Annotated in this window: 18 protein-coding genes; 10 read left to right on the top strand and 8 right to left on the bottom strand. The window is 39.4% G+C overall.

Annotated features, from left to right (window positions below):
• Window positions 1-197: 197 nt before the first annotated feature.
• Window positions 198-827 (bottom strand): NAD(P)H-binding protein, encoded by a 630-nt coding sequence (locus tag PZ638_RS06600; protein WP_144140864.1) that lies wholly within the window; start codon window positions 825-827, stop codon window positions 198-200.
• A gap of 209 nt (window positions 828-1036) precedes the next feature.
• Here PZ638_RS06600 and hemP point away from each other — a divergent pair, with 209 nt between their 5' ends.
• From hemP to PZ638_RS06560, 8 genes are all read left to right on the top strand, one after another.
• Window positions 1037-1210 carry a hemin uptake protein HemP gene (gene hemP, locus PZ638_RS06595; protein WP_226617232.1) on the top strand — a complete coding sequence of 58 codons (174 nt, stop codon included), beginning with the start codon at window positions 1037-1039 and terminating at the stop codon, window positions 1208-1210.
• A 430-nt stretch (window positions 1211-1640) separates the two neighbouring features.
• Complete coding sequence (locus PZ638_RS06590) at window positions 1641-3653, top strand: TonB-dependent hemoglobin/transferrin/lactoferrin family receptor (protein ID WP_144140862.1); 2013 nt, start codon at window positions 1641-1643, stop codon at window positions 3651-3653.
• A 25-nt stretch (window positions 3654-3678) separates the two neighbouring features.
• Complete coding sequence (locus tag PZ638_RS06585) at window positions 3679-4728, top strand: hemin-degrading factor (protein ID WP_036958445.1); 1050 nt, start codon at window positions 3679-3681, stop codon at window positions 4726-4728.
• A gap of 16 nt (window positions 4729-4744) precedes the next feature.
• On the top strand, window positions 4745-5566 hold the full coding sequence (locus tag PZ638_RS06580) for a heme/hemin ABC transporter substrate-binding protein (protein WP_094962091.1): 822 nt from the start codon (window positions 4745-4747) through the stop codon (window positions 5564-5566).
• Entirely contained in the window at window positions 5563-6564 is a 1002-nt protein-coding gene (locus PZ638_RS06575) for a FecCD family ABC transporter permease (protein WP_094962090.1), read from the top strand. The genes PZ638_RS06580 and PZ638_RS06575 overlap by 4 nt, the downstream gene beginning before the upstream one ends.
• Before the next feature lie 2 nt (window positions 6565-6566).
• Window positions 6567-7355, top strand: coding sequence for a heme ABC transporter ATP-binding protein (locus PZ638_RS06570; RefSeq protein WP_206277778.1), 789 nt, complete (start codon window positions 6567-6569; stop codon window positions 7353-7355).
• A 304-nt stretch (window positions 7356-7659) separates the two neighbouring features.
• A complete protein-coding gene (locus tag PZ638_RS06565; RefSeq protein WP_004261718.1) occupies window positions 7660-7872 on the top strand; it encodes a HEAT repeat domain-containing protein in 213 nt (70 codons plus the stop codon).
• A 264-nt stretch (window positions 7873-8136) separates the two neighbouring features.
• Entirely contained in the window at window positions 8137-8355 is a 219-nt protein-coding gene (locus PZ638_RS06560) for a HEAT repeat domain-containing protein (protein WP_004261720.1), read from the top strand.
• A gap of 104 nt (window positions 8356-8459) precedes the next feature.
• Here the strand turns inward: PZ638_RS06560 and fghA are convergent, their stop codons facing one another.
• From fghA to PZ638_RS06535, 5 genes are all read right to left on the bottom strand, one after another.
• Entirely contained in the window at window positions 8460-9296 is an 837-nt protein-coding gene (gene fghA / locus PZ638_RS06555; RefSeq protein WP_144140858.1) for an S-formylglutathione hydrolase, read from the bottom strand.
• A 10-nt stretch (window positions 9297-9306) separates the two neighbouring features.
• Entirely contained in the window at window positions 9307-10419 is a 1113-nt protein-coding gene (locus tag PZ638_RS06550; RefSeq protein ID WP_004261726.1) for an S-(hydroxymethyl)glutathione dehydrogenase/class III alcohol dehydrogenase, read from the bottom strand.
• 17 nt (window positions 10420-10436) lie between these two features.
• A complete protein-coding gene (frmR, locus tag PZ638_RS06545; protein ID WP_004261729.1) occupies window positions 10437-10709 on the bottom strand; it encodes a formaldehyde-responsive transcriptional repressor FrmR in 273 nt (90 codons plus the stop codon).
• Window positions 10710-10901: 192 nt separating this feature from the next.
• Window positions 10902-11819 (bottom strand): bestrophin family protein, encoded by a 918-nt coding sequence (locus PZ638_RS06540; protein ID WP_094962088.1) that lies wholly within the window; start codon window positions 11817-11819, stop codon window positions 10902-10904.
• A 187-nt stretch (window positions 11820-12006) separates the two neighbouring features.
• Window positions 12007-12333, bottom strand: coding sequence for a DUF1090 family protein (locus PZ638_RS06535; RefSeq protein ID WP_004261735.1), 327 nt, complete (start codon window positions 12331-12333; stop codon window positions 12007-12009).
• 556 nt (window positions 12334-12889) lie between these two features.
• On the opposite strand from PZ638_RS06535, the gene PZ638_RS06530 reads away from it, so the two are divergent.
• Window positions 12890-13987, top strand: a complete 1098-nt coding sequence (locus tag PZ638_RS06530; protein ID WP_094962087.1) for a fatty acid desaturase family protein — start codon at window positions 12890-12892, stop codon at window positions 13985-13987.
• Window positions 13988-14360: 373 nt separating this feature from the next.
• Window positions 14361-15305 (top strand): ATP-grasp fold amidoligase family protein, encoded by a 945-nt coding sequence (locus PZ638_RS06525; protein ID WP_094962086.1) that lies wholly within the window; start codon window positions 14361-14363, stop codon window positions 15303-15305.
• Between the two features lie 71 nt (window positions 15306-15376).
• Here PZ638_RS06525 and PZ638_RS06520 read toward each other — a convergent pair whose 3' ends face one another.
• On the bottom strand, window positions 15377-16519 hold the full coding sequence (locus PZ638_RS06520) for an MFS transporter (protein WP_004261743.1): 1143 nt from the start codon (window positions 16517-16519) through the stop codon (window positions 15377-15379).
• Window positions 16520-17080: 561 nt separating this feature from the next.
• Window positions 17081-18697 (bottom strand): propionate catabolism operon regulatory protein PrpR, encoded by a 1617-nt coding sequence (prpR, locus tag PZ638_RS06515; RefSeq protein WP_096863459.1) that lies wholly within the window; start codon window positions 18695-18697, stop codon window positions 17081-17083.
• Window positions 18698-18877: the final 180 nt, after the last annotated feature.

Here is an 18877-nt window from a genome sequence, read left to right as displayed (position 1 = left end):
CGAAGAGTAAAAGCCCACATTTGTGGGCTTTAGGTTGATGACAAACATAATATGTTTGTCATCAATCAGTATGTTTACCAACCCTATATTAACTTTTGTAATTCCTAAATCGGTTAGCATTTCAGGCATCATAAAATTGAAGCTTTTGTGTGTGAAACAAAAAAACAACATAACCAACAAAAATGAACTAGCCAGTGTTATATAAGCTGTTTAGATGAAATAACACGAACCCCTTTCGTGGGATTTATTGCAGCCTCAAATAATGCCTTCGCAATATTTGTTGCGGGGCTAACTTGGCAGCTCGCGGGCAATATAGATGATAGACAGGAAATAATACGAATCACAACAACTTCACCCAAACGCACTTTTTGGCGGTCACCACGAATCACATTCGGGCGAACTAAAGTTAAAGAATCAAAACCCAGTGATCTTAAATCTTGTTCAAGCTGCCCTTTTACTCGGCTATAAAAAAAAGGTGACTTAGCGTTTGACCCCAAAGCAGAAGTCAATACAAATGTCGAGCAACCCCATTTTTTGGCTAGCCTTGCACAGGTTAAAGGATAGGTGTAGTCCACTTGACGAAATGCCGCCTTTGAACCAGCGGCTTTGAGGGTTGAACCGAGCGCGCAAATCACAGCATCGACTTCCCATAACGCAGCCTCGTCAGGTAAATGGTTAAAATCAACAATAGGTGCTTGTAATTTCTCATGTTCTGCTAATGCATGTCGTGTTGGCGCTATCACCTGAGTCACACGAGAGTCTGCAAGTGCCAATGATAAAACATGACTTCCCACAAGCCCTGTCGCTCCTAACAGTAATATTTTCATTTTATTCACCCATGCAATGAATAGAGAAACTCAATTATAGCCTTGTAAGTGGGGAACCACTAGATTAATGCTGTTTTTTCGTACGAACTTAGTTTTTTGTGGCTCTTTTGTTGTTTGATTGTGAAAATTACTTGATATTGGCAATCATTCTAAAGATAATCATTCTCAATATCATTTCGATTATCAACAAACTTAGTATGGTAAATAATATGACAGCCCCAGTTGCAGAAAATACCGTCGAAACGGCGAAACAACCCGTTAAAACTGACGTGATAGAAAGCCAACAATTATTGGGCCCTGCCGGTAAGGTCTCAATTCAACATAATGGCGAGCTTTATCAATTGAGACAAACTCGTACAGGTAAGTTGATCTTAACTAAGTAAGCCATACCCAAAGTAAGTCGTACCAAAACTTAATTCGCAAGCCACCTAGGTTAATTATCCAGGCAGCCAGCTTAATCTAAACATAGGAAAAGGTTTCTTATGGAGTTTAAACTGACGTCTGTATTTCACATTTGTGCCACTAAATATAGGATCAGCAAGGATAGCCACTCGATACCTGACTATCGCGCAGCGGTAGCGTTAATGTGCCACATCCCAAATAGTCCTGCTGAACACCAACCAGTTACTGACTATTACCTCAGCTTTATACCTTCATTAGTTGTTTACTCCTCTTGCTATGTTCAGACACCGCTTACATGCAATTTTTCCTGTGTCATACCGAATTCAGGTCCTCCAGACCAATACATCGCTATCAATTAATACGAATTCACTCTGCTTAATACAGATAAAAACTATATGGAGTATCACAATTATGTCCCCTGTTTTGCGAATGTCAGTCCTAACCAGTGCCATCTTAGGCGTGATAGCAAGTGCTCAAGCACAAACAACAGAACCATCACCAAAAAAAAATCATCATGATGTGATGACTGTCTATGCGACAGGTAGCGAACGTGACAGCTTCGAAACCCCGATGATGGTCACGGTGATCAAAAATAATTCACCTGAAACGCAAACGGCCAGCACCGTCAATGACATTTTACGTAAAGTTCCCGGGATTGGTGTCACCGGTACCAGCCGTGCAAATGGGCAAGATATTTATATGCGCGGGTTTGATCGACGCGGCATTTTGACCTTAGTGGATGGTATTCGCCAAGGCACAGATACAGGCCATGTCAATGGCACCTTTATCGACCCTGCTCTGATTAAGCAAGTTGAAATTATCCGTGGCCCTTCTGCCCTACTCTACGGCAGTGGTGCCATGGGCGGTGTGATTGCTTGGGAAACCGTTGATGCCAAAGACTTATTACGTGAAGGCCAAGACCACGGTTTCCGTGTCTTTACCGAAGCCGCTACTGGCGATCATAGCTTCGGTTTCGGCGGCACTGCGTTTGGCCGTAGTGATAACCTTGATGGGCTATTCAGCTTTGTCACGAAAGAAACCGGTAATGTCCGCATGAGTAATGGCGATGACATGAAAAACAAGGAAACCATTGGTAACCTGCTGGCAAAAGGAACATGGCAAATCGATGATACACAAAAGCTTTCTGGCCAAGTGCGTTATTATAATAATGATGCCAATGAGCCGAAAAACCCGCAAGAAATTAATGTAGGGAGTGACAATCTAAAAGTTAACCGTACCACTCGCCAACGTGATGCACAGATAACTTATCAAATGAAACCGGGCTCACAGGAATGGCTAAATTTTAAAGTCACGCCTTATTACTCCGATATTAATATCACGGCAAAAGGCCAAGGAACCCCCTATGAAGGTCGTACACAAAAAACTTATGGCATAAAAGCTGATAACCGCTCTAACTTTTATGACTTGCCATTAGCATCACATAACCTGACTTACGGCAGTGAAGCTTATAAGCAAAAACAAACTCCTTATGCAAACACCACCCAATTCCCCGATGCGGACATCACCTTTGCATCCGGCTTTTTACAAGATGAAATTAGCCTAAAAGATTTGCCTGTTTCCTTTATTGTCGGTACGCGCTATGACCACTATAAAGCGACATCTGATGGCAATGAAGATGTGAAAAAAGGTAAATGGTCATCTAAAGGTGCCGTTAGCATCACACCAACAGAGTGGTCAATGCTATTTGCGTCATATTCAGAAGCCTTCCGAGCCCCTTCTATGATGGAAATGTATAACGACGAGGTCCACTTCCAAATGGGGCCAATCGTTAATAGATGGAAACCAAACCCTAATCTGAAACCTGAATCAACCCGTACCGCAGAATATGGTTTTGGTCTGCGTTTCGATGACCTATTGATGGAAAGAGATAACCTACAATTTAAAGCCAGTTATTTTGATACCAAAGCGAAAGATTACATCAACACATATGTGAATGTTGATAGATATATTTTGCAAAATAACTACACCACATCAATCAATACTAAACGTGCCAAAATTTGGGGATGGGATGCCTCAATGGATTATAAAACAGACTATTTCAATTGGAGTTTGGCTTATAACCATACTGAAGGAAAAGATGAATCTAATGGAAAATCAATAACATCAATTAAACCTGATTCTGTCACCAGTAATCTGGCCGTACCTATTGCAGACAGCGGTTTTTCAGTGGGCTGGCTAGGGGAGTTTACGCGCCATACAGAATTCAATAAAGCCTCTAAAGCAGAACAACAAGCCGGCTATGCCGTACATGACTTCTATGTGAGTTATCAAGGTGAAGGACAACTCAAAGGGTTAGGAACCAGTGTCGTGTTAGGCAATGCATTTGATAAAGAATACTACTCATCACAAGGTATTCCTCAAGATGGACGTAATGCCAAGCTGCTTGTCAGCTTCCAATGGTAATTCACACAATATTAAGGAGATAAACGTGAATTCAGCACTTTACGAGCGTTACCAACAAGCAAAAACAGATAACAAAGCCAAATACGCTCGCGATCTCGCCGCCTATTTAAATGTATCTGAAGCTCAGCTACTGCATAGTCGTGTTGGTCACGACAAAGCTGTTCGTTTAAATGTCGATGCCCCCACTTTGTTGACAGAATTAGCCACTGTTGGGAAAGTGAAAGCGATTACCCGTAACGAATATGTGGTTCATGAGCAAGTTGGTCGTTATGACAATGCAACCTTTAGCCCACACGGTGGGTTAATTTTAAACCCTCGCGCCCTTGATTTACGGATGTTTTTCAGCCATTGGGACGCTATCTTTGCTTTGACGGAAGACAGCAAACACGGTGAGCGTCATAGTATCCAATTTTTTGATAAACAAGGTGACGCACTACATAAAGTTTACACCACCGATGAAACAGATATGGCGGCATGGCAGGCATTGATTGAAAAATATGCCACCCAAGATAACCCGGAGCTCATCCATGAAACAGCAACTGCATTTACCAATCAGCCCGTTAGTGAAGAGCTAAAACAACAATTAGAACAAGAATGGCGCAACATGACAGACGTTCACCAATTTTTTGTTCTACTCAAGAAAAACAACCTCAGCCGCCAGCAAGTTTTCTCTGCGGTTAGCGATGATTTGGCTTGGAAAGTGCCTAATGATTCCTTCAATCAGCTGATTAACACTGCGTTCAAAGATCAAAACGAAATTATGATTTTTGTGGGCAACCGCGGATGTGTGCAAATTTTTACTGGTGAAATCAAAAAAATCATGCCATATCAAAGTGAAGGTTCAGACTTAAAGTGGCTAAATATTTTCAATCCTGATTTCACCTTGCACATGATTGAAAATGGTATTGCCGAATGCTGGGTCACACGCAAGCCAACACAAGATGGCCATGTGACTAGCCTTGAAGTCTTCGATAACCAAGGAAATCAAATCGCACAAATGTATGGGCAGCGTACGGAAGGGACTCCAGAGCAAGAGCAATGGCGCCAACAAGTCACCGCATTACCACGCATTTAAAACTAGGTAACTTATTATGAAACAATGGCTTCTAATCTTATCAACGCTGTTTATCTCTTTTTGTTCTTATGCAACAGAACGCATCGTCACCTTAGGAGGTGATGTGACTGAAATTGTGTATGAACTTGGAGCACAGGAACAGCTCGTCGCCCGTGACAGCACCAGCCTTCATCCAGAGCAAGCCACCAAGCTCCCTGATGTGGGCTATATGCGTATGCTTAACGCAGAAGGCGTGTTGTCAATGCGCCCGACTTTAGTACTTGCGAGTGAGTTAGCTAAACCCTCAATGGCTCTTTCGCAAATCGAAAAAAGCGGCGTAAAAATTATTAAGGTAACAGGGAAACCGAGTTTAGAAGCCATTCCAGAAAAAATTACCACCATCGCTAATGTGGTCGGTAAAACAGAGCAAGGGAAGCAATTAGTTAATCAATTTAACCAACAGCTCAGCCAAGTAAATACGGCTCCTATTGACAAAAAAGTCTTATTTATCATGAGTCACGGTGGTGTTATGCCTTTAGCAGCAGGACGGCACACTGCGGCAGACAGTGTCATTAACGCGGTAGGGGCAAAAAATGCCATGAGCAGCTTCGACAGCTATCGTCCTCTATCCCAAGAAGGCTTGCTGTCAAGCCAACCTGACTTAATCATTTTTACCAAAGAAGGTATTAAATCATTAGGTGGAATAGAAAAAGTGTGGAAATTACAAGGAATGTCAATGACCCCCGCAGGGAAAAATAAAGCGCTTCTGGTTGTCGATGACGTCGGTATGCTCACTTTCAGTTTAGGTACGCCTAAAGTCATGCAACAACTACGTGAGGCATTAGAAAAATCCCAATGAGTCGCTTTAAAAACCCATTTTTGGTGATTATCGTATTATTGTTAGCACTTGGCGGTTTAGTTCTCATCGCGTCGAATGCCGGCGCAATGAACTTCTCATTAAAAGCACTGTGGCAGGCATCTGCCACAGACTCGGATTGGCAGATATGGCTGAATATCCGCCTTCCTCGCGTGTTAATTGCCATCTTAGTTGGCCTTGCCTTAGCAGTATCTGGCGCCATTATGCAAGGGTTATTCCGTAACCCCCTCGCTGATCCTAGCTTACTCGGTATCAGTAGTGGCGCGGCTTTATCCGTTGCCGCATTTATTGTTTTCTCTGTTTCATTACCCACCGTGATGCAAGGTTATGGCCATGTCGCGGCTGCTTTTATTGGTAGCCTAGCCGTATCTTTTATTATTTTTAGCTTAAATCGTTCATCAAATGGTAACCTCGCAAAACTACTTCTCGCGGGTATCGCTATCAATGCGCTGTGTATGTCATTCATCGGTGTTCTTAGTTATATCAGCAATGACCAACAACTCAGAACATTTAGCTTATGGATGATGGGCACGCTCGGTAATGTTGACTGGGCATCATTGGCCATCGCCGCTTCAGTTATTCTTCCTATTTGTATTATCTGTTTAACACAAGGAAGTAAGCTTAATATCCTACAATTAGGGGACGAAGACGCCCATTACCTTGGGCTCAATGTTGAGCGTACCAAGTTTATTTTATTATTCCTTAGCGCCATGTTAGTTGGTTGTGCGGTTGCCATGAGCGGTGTTATTGGTTTTGTCGGTCTCGTTGTTCCCCATCTCATTCGCATGACTCTCGGGCCAGACCATCGTTGGTTAATTCCTGGTTCCGCTATCGTAGGTGCGGGCTTATTACTTATTGCCGATACTGTAGCAAGGACTGCGGTTGCACCTGCTGAAATTCCTGTTGGCTTACTGACAGGGTTAATTGGTGGCCCCTACTTCTTATGGCTAATTTTACGGCAGCCTTCGGGGAGGATCTAAAAATGCAAACAAAATCGCTCTTGTTAGAAGCACAAAATTTATCATATAAAATCAGTGAAAAGACGCTTATAGATAATGTGAGTTTATCGATTGATCAAGGGGAATTTGTGGTGATCATTGGGCCAAATGGCGCAGGGAAATCCAGTCTATTAAAATTACTAACAGGCTATAATACCCCGACTCATGGCACATGCTTTATTGAAGGCCGAGCAATGACTGACTGGGAGCATAATGCGTTAGCCCGAAAACGTGCTGTGATGAAACAGCATAGCCATTTGCAATTTGCTTTTACTGTTGAAGATGTGGTTGCAATGGGCAGAACCCCCTATGGTTCAGAATATAAACACACCGCCATCAATGAAGCGTTAGCACAAACCAGTTGCCAATCATTACGGCAGCGGGATTACCGCCAACTTTCAGGGGGTGAGCAGCAACGCGTTCAATTAGCTCGAGTATTAGCACAATTATGGCAACCAACAGCTCAACCCGCATGCTTGTTTCTCGATGAACCCACTTCTGCGCTTGACCTATATCATCAACAGCATAGCTTACGGTTACTACATCAACTTACACGTCAACGACCGTTAGGTGTTTGCTGTGTATTACATGACCTTAATCTAACCGCATTATATGCAGATAAAGTGTTATTAATTCATAATGGAAAGCTTGTCGCTCAAGGTTCCCCTACCGATGTTTTAACGACTGAAAACTTAACTCGTTGGTATCGAGCTGACTTAGGTGTTACTCAACACCCTGAAAATAACACGCCTCACGTTTATTTACGTCACTAACTCAGGCTTAATAAGCACTTTATTTAACTCATTTTAAAGGTAAAGTGCTTTATTATTTTTACCTTAATAAAGAATTATTTAGTCATATCTATTTTAATAGATAACTAATGTCTTTTAATATTTTAAATTTTTTATATCAATAATCCTTACTCTCTTAATGCGCCCTAGTTAATAAGATAGTTAATAGCCTGAAAATGCGTAAAATCTATATAATGTATTAATAAAGCATTAAATTTCAAAAATAAATCTCAAGTAAATTCACTTAGAATACCTTGGTATCGCATAGGTATTTCAAAGGGTTTACATGGAAAATAACATTATTGAAACATTAATTGAATTAACGCATCGTGGAAATGATGATGTTAAAATTGCAGCTATTTCCGCATTAGGTGATTATAAAGCGACCGTTGAACAACAAAATGCGATCAACCGTTTAATTGAACTCTGTAGAGATCCCAATAAGGATGTTGCGGTGTCTGCAATAAAGGCACTGAGTAAACTCTCCCACCATTTTTAGTATACAAATAATATTTTTTATCAATCCGTTAAAGCACAGGTTTTTTAATTAATCTTATTTAATCTTCCTAATCCCTATATATGAATAGGTATGATTTTTGCTACCTATTCATACACAAACCTAATCATACTATATCCATATTAGTTGTGTTTTTTGATATTAACAAATTCTTTCTTTTAGTAGCATCTCTACATTGAAATTAATATTTTGAAACAAATGGATTTTAATTAACTTTATTTCTTAATACCCTGATTAGGATAAAAGATGGATAACAAAGTCATAAATACATTACTTGATTTAACGAAAAGAAAAAATGATGATGTAAAAATAGCTGCCATATCCGCTTTAGGTGATTGTAAAATACGACTGAAACAACATAATACGATTAATCGACTACTTGAATTATGTAATGACCCAAATAAAGATGTCGCAATCAGTGCGATTAAAGCAATCAGCAAGCTCTCCCATGGAGGGTTAGAGTAGCGATTTAGGCATGATTAAAACGTTAAGGAATAGCAAGGTGAAACCAACTATTGGCCTCACCCTACAATATACCTAAAACTTCAATATACCTAACACTACCATACTCAGCTATTATCGTTTAAATAGCGTGCATGAAATGCAATATGTTCACCAATAAAGCTACTAATAAAATAGTAACTGTGGTCATATCCATCACGTAAATTCAAACGATATTCAAATTGCTTTTTGTCACAAATATCTGCAAATAACTCGGGTTTTAATTGTTCTTGATAGAAAGGATCCGCAGTGCCTACATCCACTAAAATAGGTGGAATAGCCTCCGCTTTTCCGATTAATTCAACAGTGTCATATTGAGACCAGCTAGCTGTTTCTTCCCCCAGATAAGCCATAAAGGCTTTGCGCCCCCATGGAACTTGGGTTGGAGCAACAATAGGAGAAAATGCAGATAAACTAGAATATCGGCCTGCATTTCGTAAGCCAATCATTAAAGCCCCGTGTCCACCCATAGAATGGCCAAAAATAGAACGTTTATCAGATACAGGCAAATGTGTTTCGATTAAATCAGGTAGCTCAGACACAATATAATCATACATTCTGTAATGATGACTCCACGGGGCTTGCAGAGCATTCACATAAAAACCTGCGCCTTGTCCTAAATCATAAGCCTCGTCATCAGCAACCTCAGGCCCTCGAGGGCTAGTATCTGGTGCGATTATAACCACGCCATGTTCTGCCGCAAATTGTTGGGCTCCCGCCTTAGTAATAAAATTTTGTTCATTACAGGTTAACCCTGATAACCAATAAATCACTGGGCAGACGGTTGTTTTCGCTTGTGGTGGTAGAAAAGCTGCGAACTTCATTTCACAGCCGAGCACGGTGGATTGATGTTGATAAACATCCTGCCAGCCCCCAAAACACGCATGGCGTTCAATTCTCTCCATCAAAGACTCCTTAATCATAGTGAATAACGGTGCGGATTGATTTGCCTTCATGCATTAAATCAAATGCGTCATTAATACGCTCTAATGGCAATGTGTGCGTCACAAATGGAGACAGCTCAATATCACCCTTCATGGCATCTTCAACCATTTTTGGCAACTGGCTACGGCCTTTCACACCACCAAAAGCCGTACCACGCCATGACCGCCCTGTTACTAATTGGAATGGACGAGTTGAAATTTCTTGCCCTGCCCCTGCGACACCAATGATAATTGATTGGCCCCATCCTCGGTGTGCACTTTCAAGTGCTGCACGCATAACATTAACATTACCAATACATTCAAAGGTATGATCAACTCCCCACTGGGTTTTCTCAATCAACACTTGCTGAATCGGCTTATCAAAATCATTAGGATTCAAACATTCTGTCGCACCAAATTGGCGCGCTAGTTCAAACTTAGACGGGTTAGTATCAATGGCAATAATACGGCCAGCCTTTGCTTGCCTTGCCCCTTGAATAACCGCAAGACCAATCCCACCGAGGCCAAAAACTGCAACTGAGTCACCTTCTTGTACTTTAGCCGTATTATGTACAGCACCGATACCCGTGGTCACGCCACAACCTAATAAACACACTTCTTCATGGTTGGCTTGAGGGTTAATTTTAGCCAAAGAGACTTCGGCAACAACGGTATATTCACTGAATGTTGAACAGCCCATATAATGGTAAACAGGCTGGCCATTGTAAGAAAAACGTGTGGTCCCATCAGGCATCACACCTTTACCTTGTGTTTCCCTAACAGAGACACATAAGTTTGTTTTACCTGACTCACAAAAAACACATTTTCCACATTCTGCCGTATAAAGTGGGATGACATGGTCACCAACGCTAACGCTAGTTACACCTTCACCGACTTCAACAACAACACCCGCGCCTTCATGCCCTAATACCACAGGAAATAACCCTTCAGGGTCATCACCTGACAATGTAAATGCATCAGTATGGCAAACACCCGTATGGCTAATTTTGACTAACACTTCCCCAGCCTTTGGTGGCATGACATCAATTTCGACAATTTTTAATGGCTCACCAGGGCCAAATGCAACTGCTGCACGTGATTTCATCGTTATTCCTTCTTTATTTACCGCAAATAGGTACGAATTAATGAGATGGCATCGTCTACTGAGTCTTTTTGCAACTGTGTTGTTGCTGACTCTTGAAGCCCTTCCCGCAAATGACTCTCTAATACCCCGGCCATCAAACCATTAACTGCCCCACGAATAGCAGCAATTTGTTGTAAAATGGCGGCGCATTCAACCTCATCTTCCAAGGCTGACTCTAAGGCAAGCAATTGCCCTTTCAACTTTCTGACCCGCGTAAGAACTGCTTTTTTTTCTTTTGGGGAATGTGGCATATTTAAGCCCCTTTAGTATACATAGGGGGAGTATAGTATTGATAAGATTATCTGTACAGAATTCCTGATTTGTATGACCCAAAAAGACAAAATAATATTCGATAGAAAAGAAAAAAGAGGAAAGAGAAATAAGGAGAAACAGTAAAACGTGAATATCACGCTCTACTGTCTTCAAGAATGAATAGATTAGCACTACAACAAGTTAAAATATTTATCTGGCTGGTACTGAGGGGGAAGTGGTTGAATATCCAACATATCCAATGCATTGCGTTCAATACTATTACAAATGGCATTCAGCGGTAAATCATTTGCAGCAGTCCCAAAAGGATCTTCAAGTTCCTCGGCTAGTGCATCCCACGCTAAAAAAGTGTAAGAAATAAAAACAGAAACAAATGGCGTCATATAATGTAGGTCAACAACCAATGCAAATGGAAGTAACGAACAAAATAAGTAAACTGTTCGCTGCAAAATTAGTGTATAAGCAAACGGGATCGGCGTGTTCGCAATACGTTCGCAGCCGCCAAGAACTTCCGATAGCGCATTAATATCTTTATTAATAGCTTGAAAGAGTACATCACTGATGACTTTTTTATCGCGTAATTCCCCCACCTTTAGGCCAATCTGCAATAATATTCGGCTAGTGGGAAACGGACTTCGGATAACCTCATCAAAAATAGTACGGGGTAATAACCTATACATATCAATGACTGGGCTGGTTTTCCTTAATTCATGTTTAAGGCTCCAACCAAAAGCAATCAGCAAATTAGCAAATTCCTTTTGGGCGGCCTGATCATTAGGTAATAACCCTTTAATATTTCTTAGAATATTTCTTTGGTTAATTAATAACGAAGCCCAGAGTGTGCGAGCCTCAATCAAGCGGCTGTAACATGCATTATTGCGAAAACCTAGGAATATTGCGATGGCAATCCCTAGTAAGCTAAAGGGGGCTATTGTTAAGTGTATACCTAATCGCTCGTACCATTGGAAACTTAGTACTGCTACGATTGATATCATTATATTTAGAGAAAGCCGAAATGTTATTTTTGACAGTACAGAGCCATGCCAGTCGAATAACCGAAAAAACCAGTGTTGATGAGGACGAATAACCATAATAAAAAGTATACAATATTAAAAAACGACGTTAACTTATTATTTCACTGATTAATTCAATGCGCTATAGCTAGACAACAATTAAAGTGAATATGACAATAATTACGACAAGCAGCTATAGCGCTAAATTCATCCAACACGGTTTTTAGCTTATAAATAATATTTGATTTTAATATTACGTATTGAGTTAATTTTTAGCCGCTTTTAAGCGTTCTATTTCATCTTGTAATGCTTCTATCTGCTGCTCTAAACGATCTGCTTCAGTAAAGCTATAACGATGATTTAATTTTGTTGGCCCAGTCGCCCCCGAATAATGGTCGTAACAGTTATTTTGTACATTTGAAATAGCGCGCTCTAACCCCGCAACTCTATTTCGGTTACCATGCATTTTGGCGTATTTTAGCTGTTTCTCTAGTTGATAGATTTTTTTATCACAACCATAATATTGATAACCTGCTTGAGCGGACACAGGAATAATCAGTGTTGATAAAATTATTAACAGTATTTTTTTCATATAACATTCCTTATTCGAAAAATAATTTATCTGTGACTATTTCATCATTTTGACACATTATTAATATAGGTAAGCTCCTAATTTAGCTTAGGCAAAATAAATATAATGAATAATTAAAACAAATCCATCTAAAATGATAACTATATTTTATTATTAACATAGTAAACTAGATTGAGTATTCTTTTTACATAATTTATTACAGACAGACACATTTTTCCCTGATACCTTAATATTAAAGGATCACTCTACAAGGATGTAGCTAGTTTTTATATTTTAGAAAGTTAATAAGTACGTGTTTTGACCAAATACTTTATAGAATATATATCAGTTTAATTAATGGATAACTCGTATTTAATTGTTTACTTTGCACAAATTCTCAATTTATATCGATATTTCTCAAAAATATTCGTCCAAAATACCAAAAATTATTATTCTTGATAAAAATTGATTCAGAATAAGTCGAAATATTTCTCCCCCTTCATATTTATTTTGCGACGCTTTACTTAGTGAAGATATACTCTTTAATTAAAAGAAGACAACCTCAAATGAGAGTAGCATGCATCACACTGACTTCGAACTCAAGTTCGCAAATGCTAACGAACAACAATTTCATGCTGCATTAAAACAAGCTAGTCAAGAATATCTGCAAACTAAGCAAGATCACGTATTTGCCAGCCGATATGATCTTACTGCAATTGCTATCTTGTTTATTTTTGCTCTTCTGAGTTACCTGCCAACACTCATAACAACATCTACCTCAATTTACATATTATCCTATTTTGTATTTGTTTTACTCATCATGCTATTGAATGTGATTGGCCAGCACGATGCCTGTCATAATACCTTATTTAAATCAAGCTGGAAAAATCGGTTATTTGGCCGTTTAGTGACATTACCTTTAGGTTTAGAGCCAGAGTTTTGGCGTACACGCCATGTTCATTATCACCATCACTATGCCAACATTGAGCATTATGATTTAGATACTGAAGAAAATGGTATATTCCGCCAAACGCCATTTCAACGCTGGCGGCCTTTCATGAAATATCAACATATTTATTGGCCTTTCGTTGCATCATTATCACTCACATGGATAGCACTGGTTTTTGATTGGTCGGACAGAACAGGGAAAACACGCTTAAAAACACAGAAAGTTTTACAGGGTAAACTGGGTTGGACGCTATTTTTAGGTAGCAAAGTATGTCACTTAATATTAATGATTGGCACCCCACTGCTAGTGGCTCACAGCCATGGGATCAGCTTAACAACAATACTTATCACTTACTTATTGAGCCAAATGATTGCATCCATTTTTGTCATTTATTTATTACTCGGTACACATTGGGCAGAGACGCAGTTTTTCACTGCGCCTGAAGATAAACAGATCAAGCATGGTTGGTACCATCATAATTTTGTCACGGCTTGTGACTGGCTACCGACCCCCCATTATTTATGGCGTTTAACTGGGGGACTAAACTACCATCTTACACATCATATTTTTCCTCATTGGCATCACCGCCATTACCCTGCTTTAGCTCGCATCTTAGCCCAATTGGCGCAGCAATATGATATGCCATATCGTTGTATTGATTACAAACAACTCGTTGCGGCCCAAATACGATTCCTAAAAAAGATGGGGCAGCCGCCATTAAAATAGTCATCTTAGTAAGTTATAAATAACAATTCTCTCAAATGTCCCCTCTATTCCCTTATTTTAGGAGGGACATTATCTAAATAAATCCTTAAGGTCTATCTTCTTTACTTTTGTTACACTTTAAATAAACAATACCCTTATTATTAATGACGAATAATTAAAACGATCGATTGAATTATTGATATAAAAGTGTACGGATATCCGGCTATTATTAACAAAATGAACATTATTTATCTTTTGTTTAATATTTATTTATTAAGAAATTATTAAATTGACCGTTACATTTATTGATGCTTTATTTAAGTTATAAAAAATATAATCAAATAAAAATTAGATTTTAATTACACACTACAATTTTAGAATGGTTGGTGCTCGCATGAAAAAAGCAGAGTATTTTATAAAAAAATTACGTACACTTATAATGAGTGACAAAACATATCTCACTAATAAATTTACTAAAAAACTCAATTACCGCCCTGATTTTAAAGCCCCAAAAAGCTTTAATGAGAAAGTAAATTTTAGAATGTTGCGAGATAAAAATCCATTATATTCACAATTTGCAGATAAACTCGCGGTAAGGGAATATATCTCACGAACAATAGGAAATGAATATTTAGTACCTATCATCGCCACTTATAAAAGTGTCGATGAAATTGATCTAAACAAACTGCCAGAGCGTTTCGTTTTAAAATGCAATCACGACAGTGGTAGTAGCATTATTTGTCGCGATAAAGCACACTTTGACTGGCTAAAAGCCAAAAATAAATTAGATTTTCATTTAACTAAAAACCTTTACTATATTACTCGAGAACGTCATTATAAAACTATTCCCGCACAAATTATGTGTGAAGAATATATTGATTTATTCGCTAATAAAAACCGGAAGTTAGTACCAGAAACATGCAGGATCCATTGCTTCTCTGGTAAGCCTGCCTATGCAGAGATTGACTACTCAGACGAATTTGGCAATGAATTTATTAATATTTATGATATCAACTGGCAGTTACAACCCGTGACTTTTGGTTATCCGAACATGTTGGAACCCGTATCTGAGCCACCACTATTCAAAGAAATGTTACGGTTAGCAGAAATACTCGTCACACCTTTTGATTATTGCCGAGCAGATTTTTTGATGTCTGATGAAAATACCTTGTATTTCAGCGAACTTACATTTGCCCCAAATGCAGGTAGAACAGAAATATCACCGCTATCATGGGATTTCAAATTAGGGGAGCTTTGGGAGCAACGCATTGTACGTAATACAAAGCATTCACCCATTGAAGCACAACTGTCACCTTCAACCGTCAATAAAAAGAAATAATTAGAACGACAAAAAGGCCCTGTAAGTAATTCACAGAGCCTTTTATTTAGCAGTTTTATTTGTCGATAAAATTAATTTGCTAACACACTGGCTTTACGACGTAAGCTCGCAATTAACATATAAATCGCAGTCACTAACAGCACAATAAAGAAGAAATTCACTAAACCATTATGTTGGCCTAAAAACGTCCCTGCTGCGATAGGCCCCATTGCTGAACCTATACTGTAACTAAACAGCATCACTTGTGTTGCTGCGACGATATAGGAGGAATCTAAGTTATCACACGCCAACGTTATCGCCACAGGATATAGGGCAAAAGTTGACATACCGAGTAGCGCTAAAGCGACAATCATAACTAAGTAGTCACTCGAAATATAAATAACACCCATAGCAAAAACACCTAATAATGAAACCATCGCAAGTAATAAGGTTTTACTCATTAAGACAGATAATTTGCTAACAACTGGCTGTATTAACATCCCACCAAGAATAATTGAAGCCATCAACACACCGACTTGGTCGGTGGTGAATTGGTCTTTTTTCAATGATAACGGCATTAACCCATAGATAGTCCCCATGGTAATACCAGAAACCATACAACCGATAATTGCAGGTTTACTTAAACGAGCAATTTTTTTCAATGACAGTTTTTGATGCGAACCACTTTCTGGCTGGCCTTGACGTACTAATAACGGTGGCATTACCGCTAATAATAATAACCCTAATACCACCATAAACGGATAAGCACCATGGGTTCCAATAACACCAATAGCAAGCTGGCCAAGAGTGGTTCCGCCATACAATGACGTCATATAAAAACTTAAACGTTTAGCACGCTCTTTCGGATTATCGCCAATCAATAACCAAGATTCGACAACCACAAAAATCCCCGCCACTGCAACCCCTGCAACTAAGCGGTTTGGCAACCAAGCTTCAATGGTCGGGGTCCACGGCAGTACAATAACTGTCGCGGCAAGCATCAATAAAAAGCCAATAAAGGCGAGACGATGGCCTATTTTGGCAATAATTGGTTCAATTAACATTGAGCCAATTAATAAACCAATATAATACGCACTCGCTAACCAACCCGCATATTGCGTATCAATACCAAAACTTCCCATCGATAATGGGATTAAGCTCATTAAATAACCCGATGCAATAGCAAAAATCGTTAACCCTGCAACAGGAACGAATGCATTGTCGCGTTTGCGCATGATAGTAGTGGACTGATTCACGCCCAACTCTCCAACTAACAAAATAAATAATATGCGCTGCAACTACATCGTTGAATACGACAACATTGTGTTCTCAAGAAAGAACACATTTCGGCGATTAGTGCAGTAGTAAAAAAACAAAGATAGGACTAATTTGAGCGCAATATAGAACGTTCAATCATGAAGTTAAAATGAGAAAATCTAATGGTGACTAGCAAAATAATTTATGTGAGAAAAATCACGTTTTTTACGATGGTGAATTTAGTGAAAGAACAACAAGAAAAACAAAAGTAATACTTAAAAATCAAAATAATAGATAAATATAAACATCACTGTTTTTTGTTACGATTTGATACAACTTAAGTCATATGGAAAAAATCCTAAAAGCACTTAATAACAAAATAATTTATTTGTCACTGAACACGACTGAATGAATTTAATTCAACAAGTAGTATTCAATGATTCCATGAATAAAAACAACCTAATTATCTCCTTTATGGCACTCTCACTAATCCATTACCTTTTAATCAACCCCCCTCCTGAATGAATACAGATTAATTATTATTTAGTATCGTGATTTACCTGATTTGCTTTCTCTAATAAAGAAAGACGCCGCCACAGGGTTGTTCTGCTAATACCTAAATACTGAGCTACGGCTTTACGATCACCACCAAACCTATTCATCACGTCAGTAAGCGGTTCCTTACTTTTATCGATAACAACCTCATGGCTTGTTGCATCCCATTTGCGCTCAGGAGATAGACTCGCCAACATTTCCTCACTAATGGCCTTTTCGGGGTATGCGCTACAATAAAGTGCAACTCGCTCCATTAAGTTTCTGAGTTCTCGCACATTACCGGGCCATGAATACTCAACAAAAAAGCGTTTACACGCAATTAACTGCTGTACACGAAAAGAAGGCAACGGCAGCATTAAGCCTGCAAAGGCTAACTTAAGTAACCGCTCCGCTAATACAAAAATATCATCGCCACGTTCATTGAGTGCTGGAACTCGCATTCTCAATACCCCGAGCCGATAAAATAGATCGGCACGAAAATGCCCTTCTCTTACCCAACGGTCTAAATCGCAATGAGTCGCACAAATGACTCGTACATTGACTTTTAACGGTTTATACCCCCCAACACGCACGACAGAACGCTCTTCGAGCACTCGTAATAATTTTGTTTGTAATGCAATCGGCATTTCACCAATTTCATCTAAGAACAGTGTTCCCCCATTCGCCAGTTCAAATAGCCCTGCTCGGCCACCCCGGCGAGAGCCAGTAAAGGCTCCTTCTTCATAGCCAAATAATTCGGCTTCTAATAATGTTTCAGGGATCGCCCCGCAATTCACGGCCACAAAAGGCATTTGCTGTTTACTGCGCTTATGTTGATTAAATAAGGTATATTCGTGATGAATCGCTTGTGCCACCATCTCTTTCCCAGTTCCACTCGCACCTTGAATCAATACTGTTGCATCAGAACGTGCGTACAACATAATAGTTTGCCTAACACGTTCCATCGGTAATGACGAACCAATCAGGTCATTAATGGTATAACGGACTTTTGCGGGATTAGGAAGGAGATATTTGTCTTGCGAATGGTTTTCACGCCTCGACATTCGGCTTAATTCGATAGCGTCTGAGAATGCTTGTCGTATGGTTTGTGTGGAATAGACAAAAACCCCTGTCATCCCCATTTCATCAGCTAAATCCATGATGAGCCCAGCCCCTACAACAACGGAAATTCCCATTGCTTTTAATGCTTTAAGCTGAGATCTTGCATCTTCTGCGGTGACATAACTACGCTGTTCAATTTGCAAACCAAAACGTTGCTGAAATTCATCTAATGAGGAAAGTGTTTTTTTATAATTAATGATCCCGACTTTATCGCTAATCTCTCGGGCTTTGGCCAATGCTTGCATGACATCGAACCCGCTAATTTTCACGATAATAACAGGAACTGAAACATGGCTTTTTAAATAAGCACCATTTGAACCTGCACTAATGATGGCATCACAATGTCCACCCTGTAATCGTTGATGCACGGCCTCTACCGCCTGCTCAAAACCAAGGTTTAGTGGGGTGATTTCCGCTTGTTCACTAAATTCAGGGCTGATATCTCGAAATAGTGTAAATAACCGAGACACTGAAACAGTCCAAATAATCGGTTTTTCCATCATCGCCATACCTTCTTACCATGTTTCATTTATGTTTCAATTGACAATATCTTGTTTCAACGAAACACACCAACCGATTATTTTAAAATTGTTTTTCCCGTCACAAATCAAAAAAAACAATATCAGTTTGATTTTAAACACATTTGCATACCCATGTAATTTAGAGCCAGATTGGCACGT

Source organism: Providencia hangzhouensis (genome assembly GCF_029193595.2).
GTDB lineage: Bacteria > Pseudomonadota > Gammaproteobacteria > Enterobacterales > Enterobacteriaceae > Providencia > Providencia hangzhouensis.
This window is presented reverse-complemented; position numbering and strand designations above follow the sequence as displayed.

Coding starts and splice junctions, on each gene's coding strand:
- PZ638_RS06600 (WP_144140864.1), bottom strand. CDS start 827: ATGAAAATATTACTGTTAGGAGCGACAGGGCTTGTGGGAAGTCATGTT.
- hemP (WP_226617232.1), top strand. CDS start 1,037: ATGACAGCCCCAGTTGCAGAAAATACCGTCGAAACGGCGAAACAACCC.
- PZ638_RS06590 (WP_144140862.1), top strand. CDS start 1,641: ATGTCCCCTGTTTTGCGAATGTCAGTCCTAACCAGTGCCATCTTAGGC.
- PZ638_RS06580 (WP_094962091.1), top strand. CDS start 4,745: ATGAAACAATGGCTTCTAATCTTATCAACGCTGTTTATCTCTTTTTGT.
- PZ638_RS06575 (WP_094962090.1), top strand. CDS start 5,563: ATGAGTCGCTTTAAAAACCCATTTTTGGTGATTATCGTATTATTGTTA.
- PZ638_RS06570 (WP_206277778.1), top strand. CDS start 6,567: ATGCAAACAAAATCGCTCTTGTTAGAAGCACAAAATTTATCATATAAA.
- PZ638_RS06565 (WP_004261718.1), top strand. CDS start 7,660: ATGGAAAATAACATTATTGAAACATTAATTGAATTAACGCATCGTGGA.
- PZ638_RS06560 (WP_004261720.1), top strand. CDS start 8,137: ATGGATAACAAAGTCATAAATACATTACTTGATTTAACGAAAAGAAAA.
- fghA (WP_144140858.1), bottom strand. CDS start 9,296: ATGGAGAGAATTGAACGCCATGCGTGTTTTGGGGGCTGGCAGGATGTT.
- PZ638_RS06550 (WP_004261726.1), bottom strand. CDS start 10,419: ATGAAATCACGTGCAGCAGTTGCATTTGGCCCTGGTGAGCCATTAAAA.
- frmR (WP_004261729.1), bottom strand. CDS start 10,709: ATGCCACATTCCCCAAAAGAAAAAAAAGCAGTTCTTACGCGGGTCAGA.
- PZ638_RS06540 (WP_094962088.1), bottom strand. CDS start 11,819: ATGGTTATTCGTCCTCATCAACACTGGTTTTTTCGGTTATTCGACTGG.
- PZ638_RS06535 (WP_004261735.1), bottom strand. CDS start 12,333: ATGAAAAAAATACTGTTAATAATTTTATCAACACTGATTATTCCTGTG.
- PZ638_RS06530 (WP_094962087.1), top strand. CDS start 12,890: ATGCATCACACTGACTTCGAACTCAAGTTCGCAAATGCTAACGAACAA.
- PZ638_RS06525 (WP_094962086.1), top strand. CDS start 14,361: ATGAAAAAAGCAGAGTATTTTATAAAAAAATTACGTACACTTATAATG.
- PZ638_RS06520 (WP_004261743.1), bottom strand. CDS start 16,519: ATGCGCAAACGCGACAATGCATTCGTTCCTGTTGCAGGGTTAACGATT.
- prpR (WP_096863459.1), bottom strand. CDS start 18,697: ATGGAAAAACCGATTATTTGGACTGTTTCAGTGTCTCGGTTATTTACA.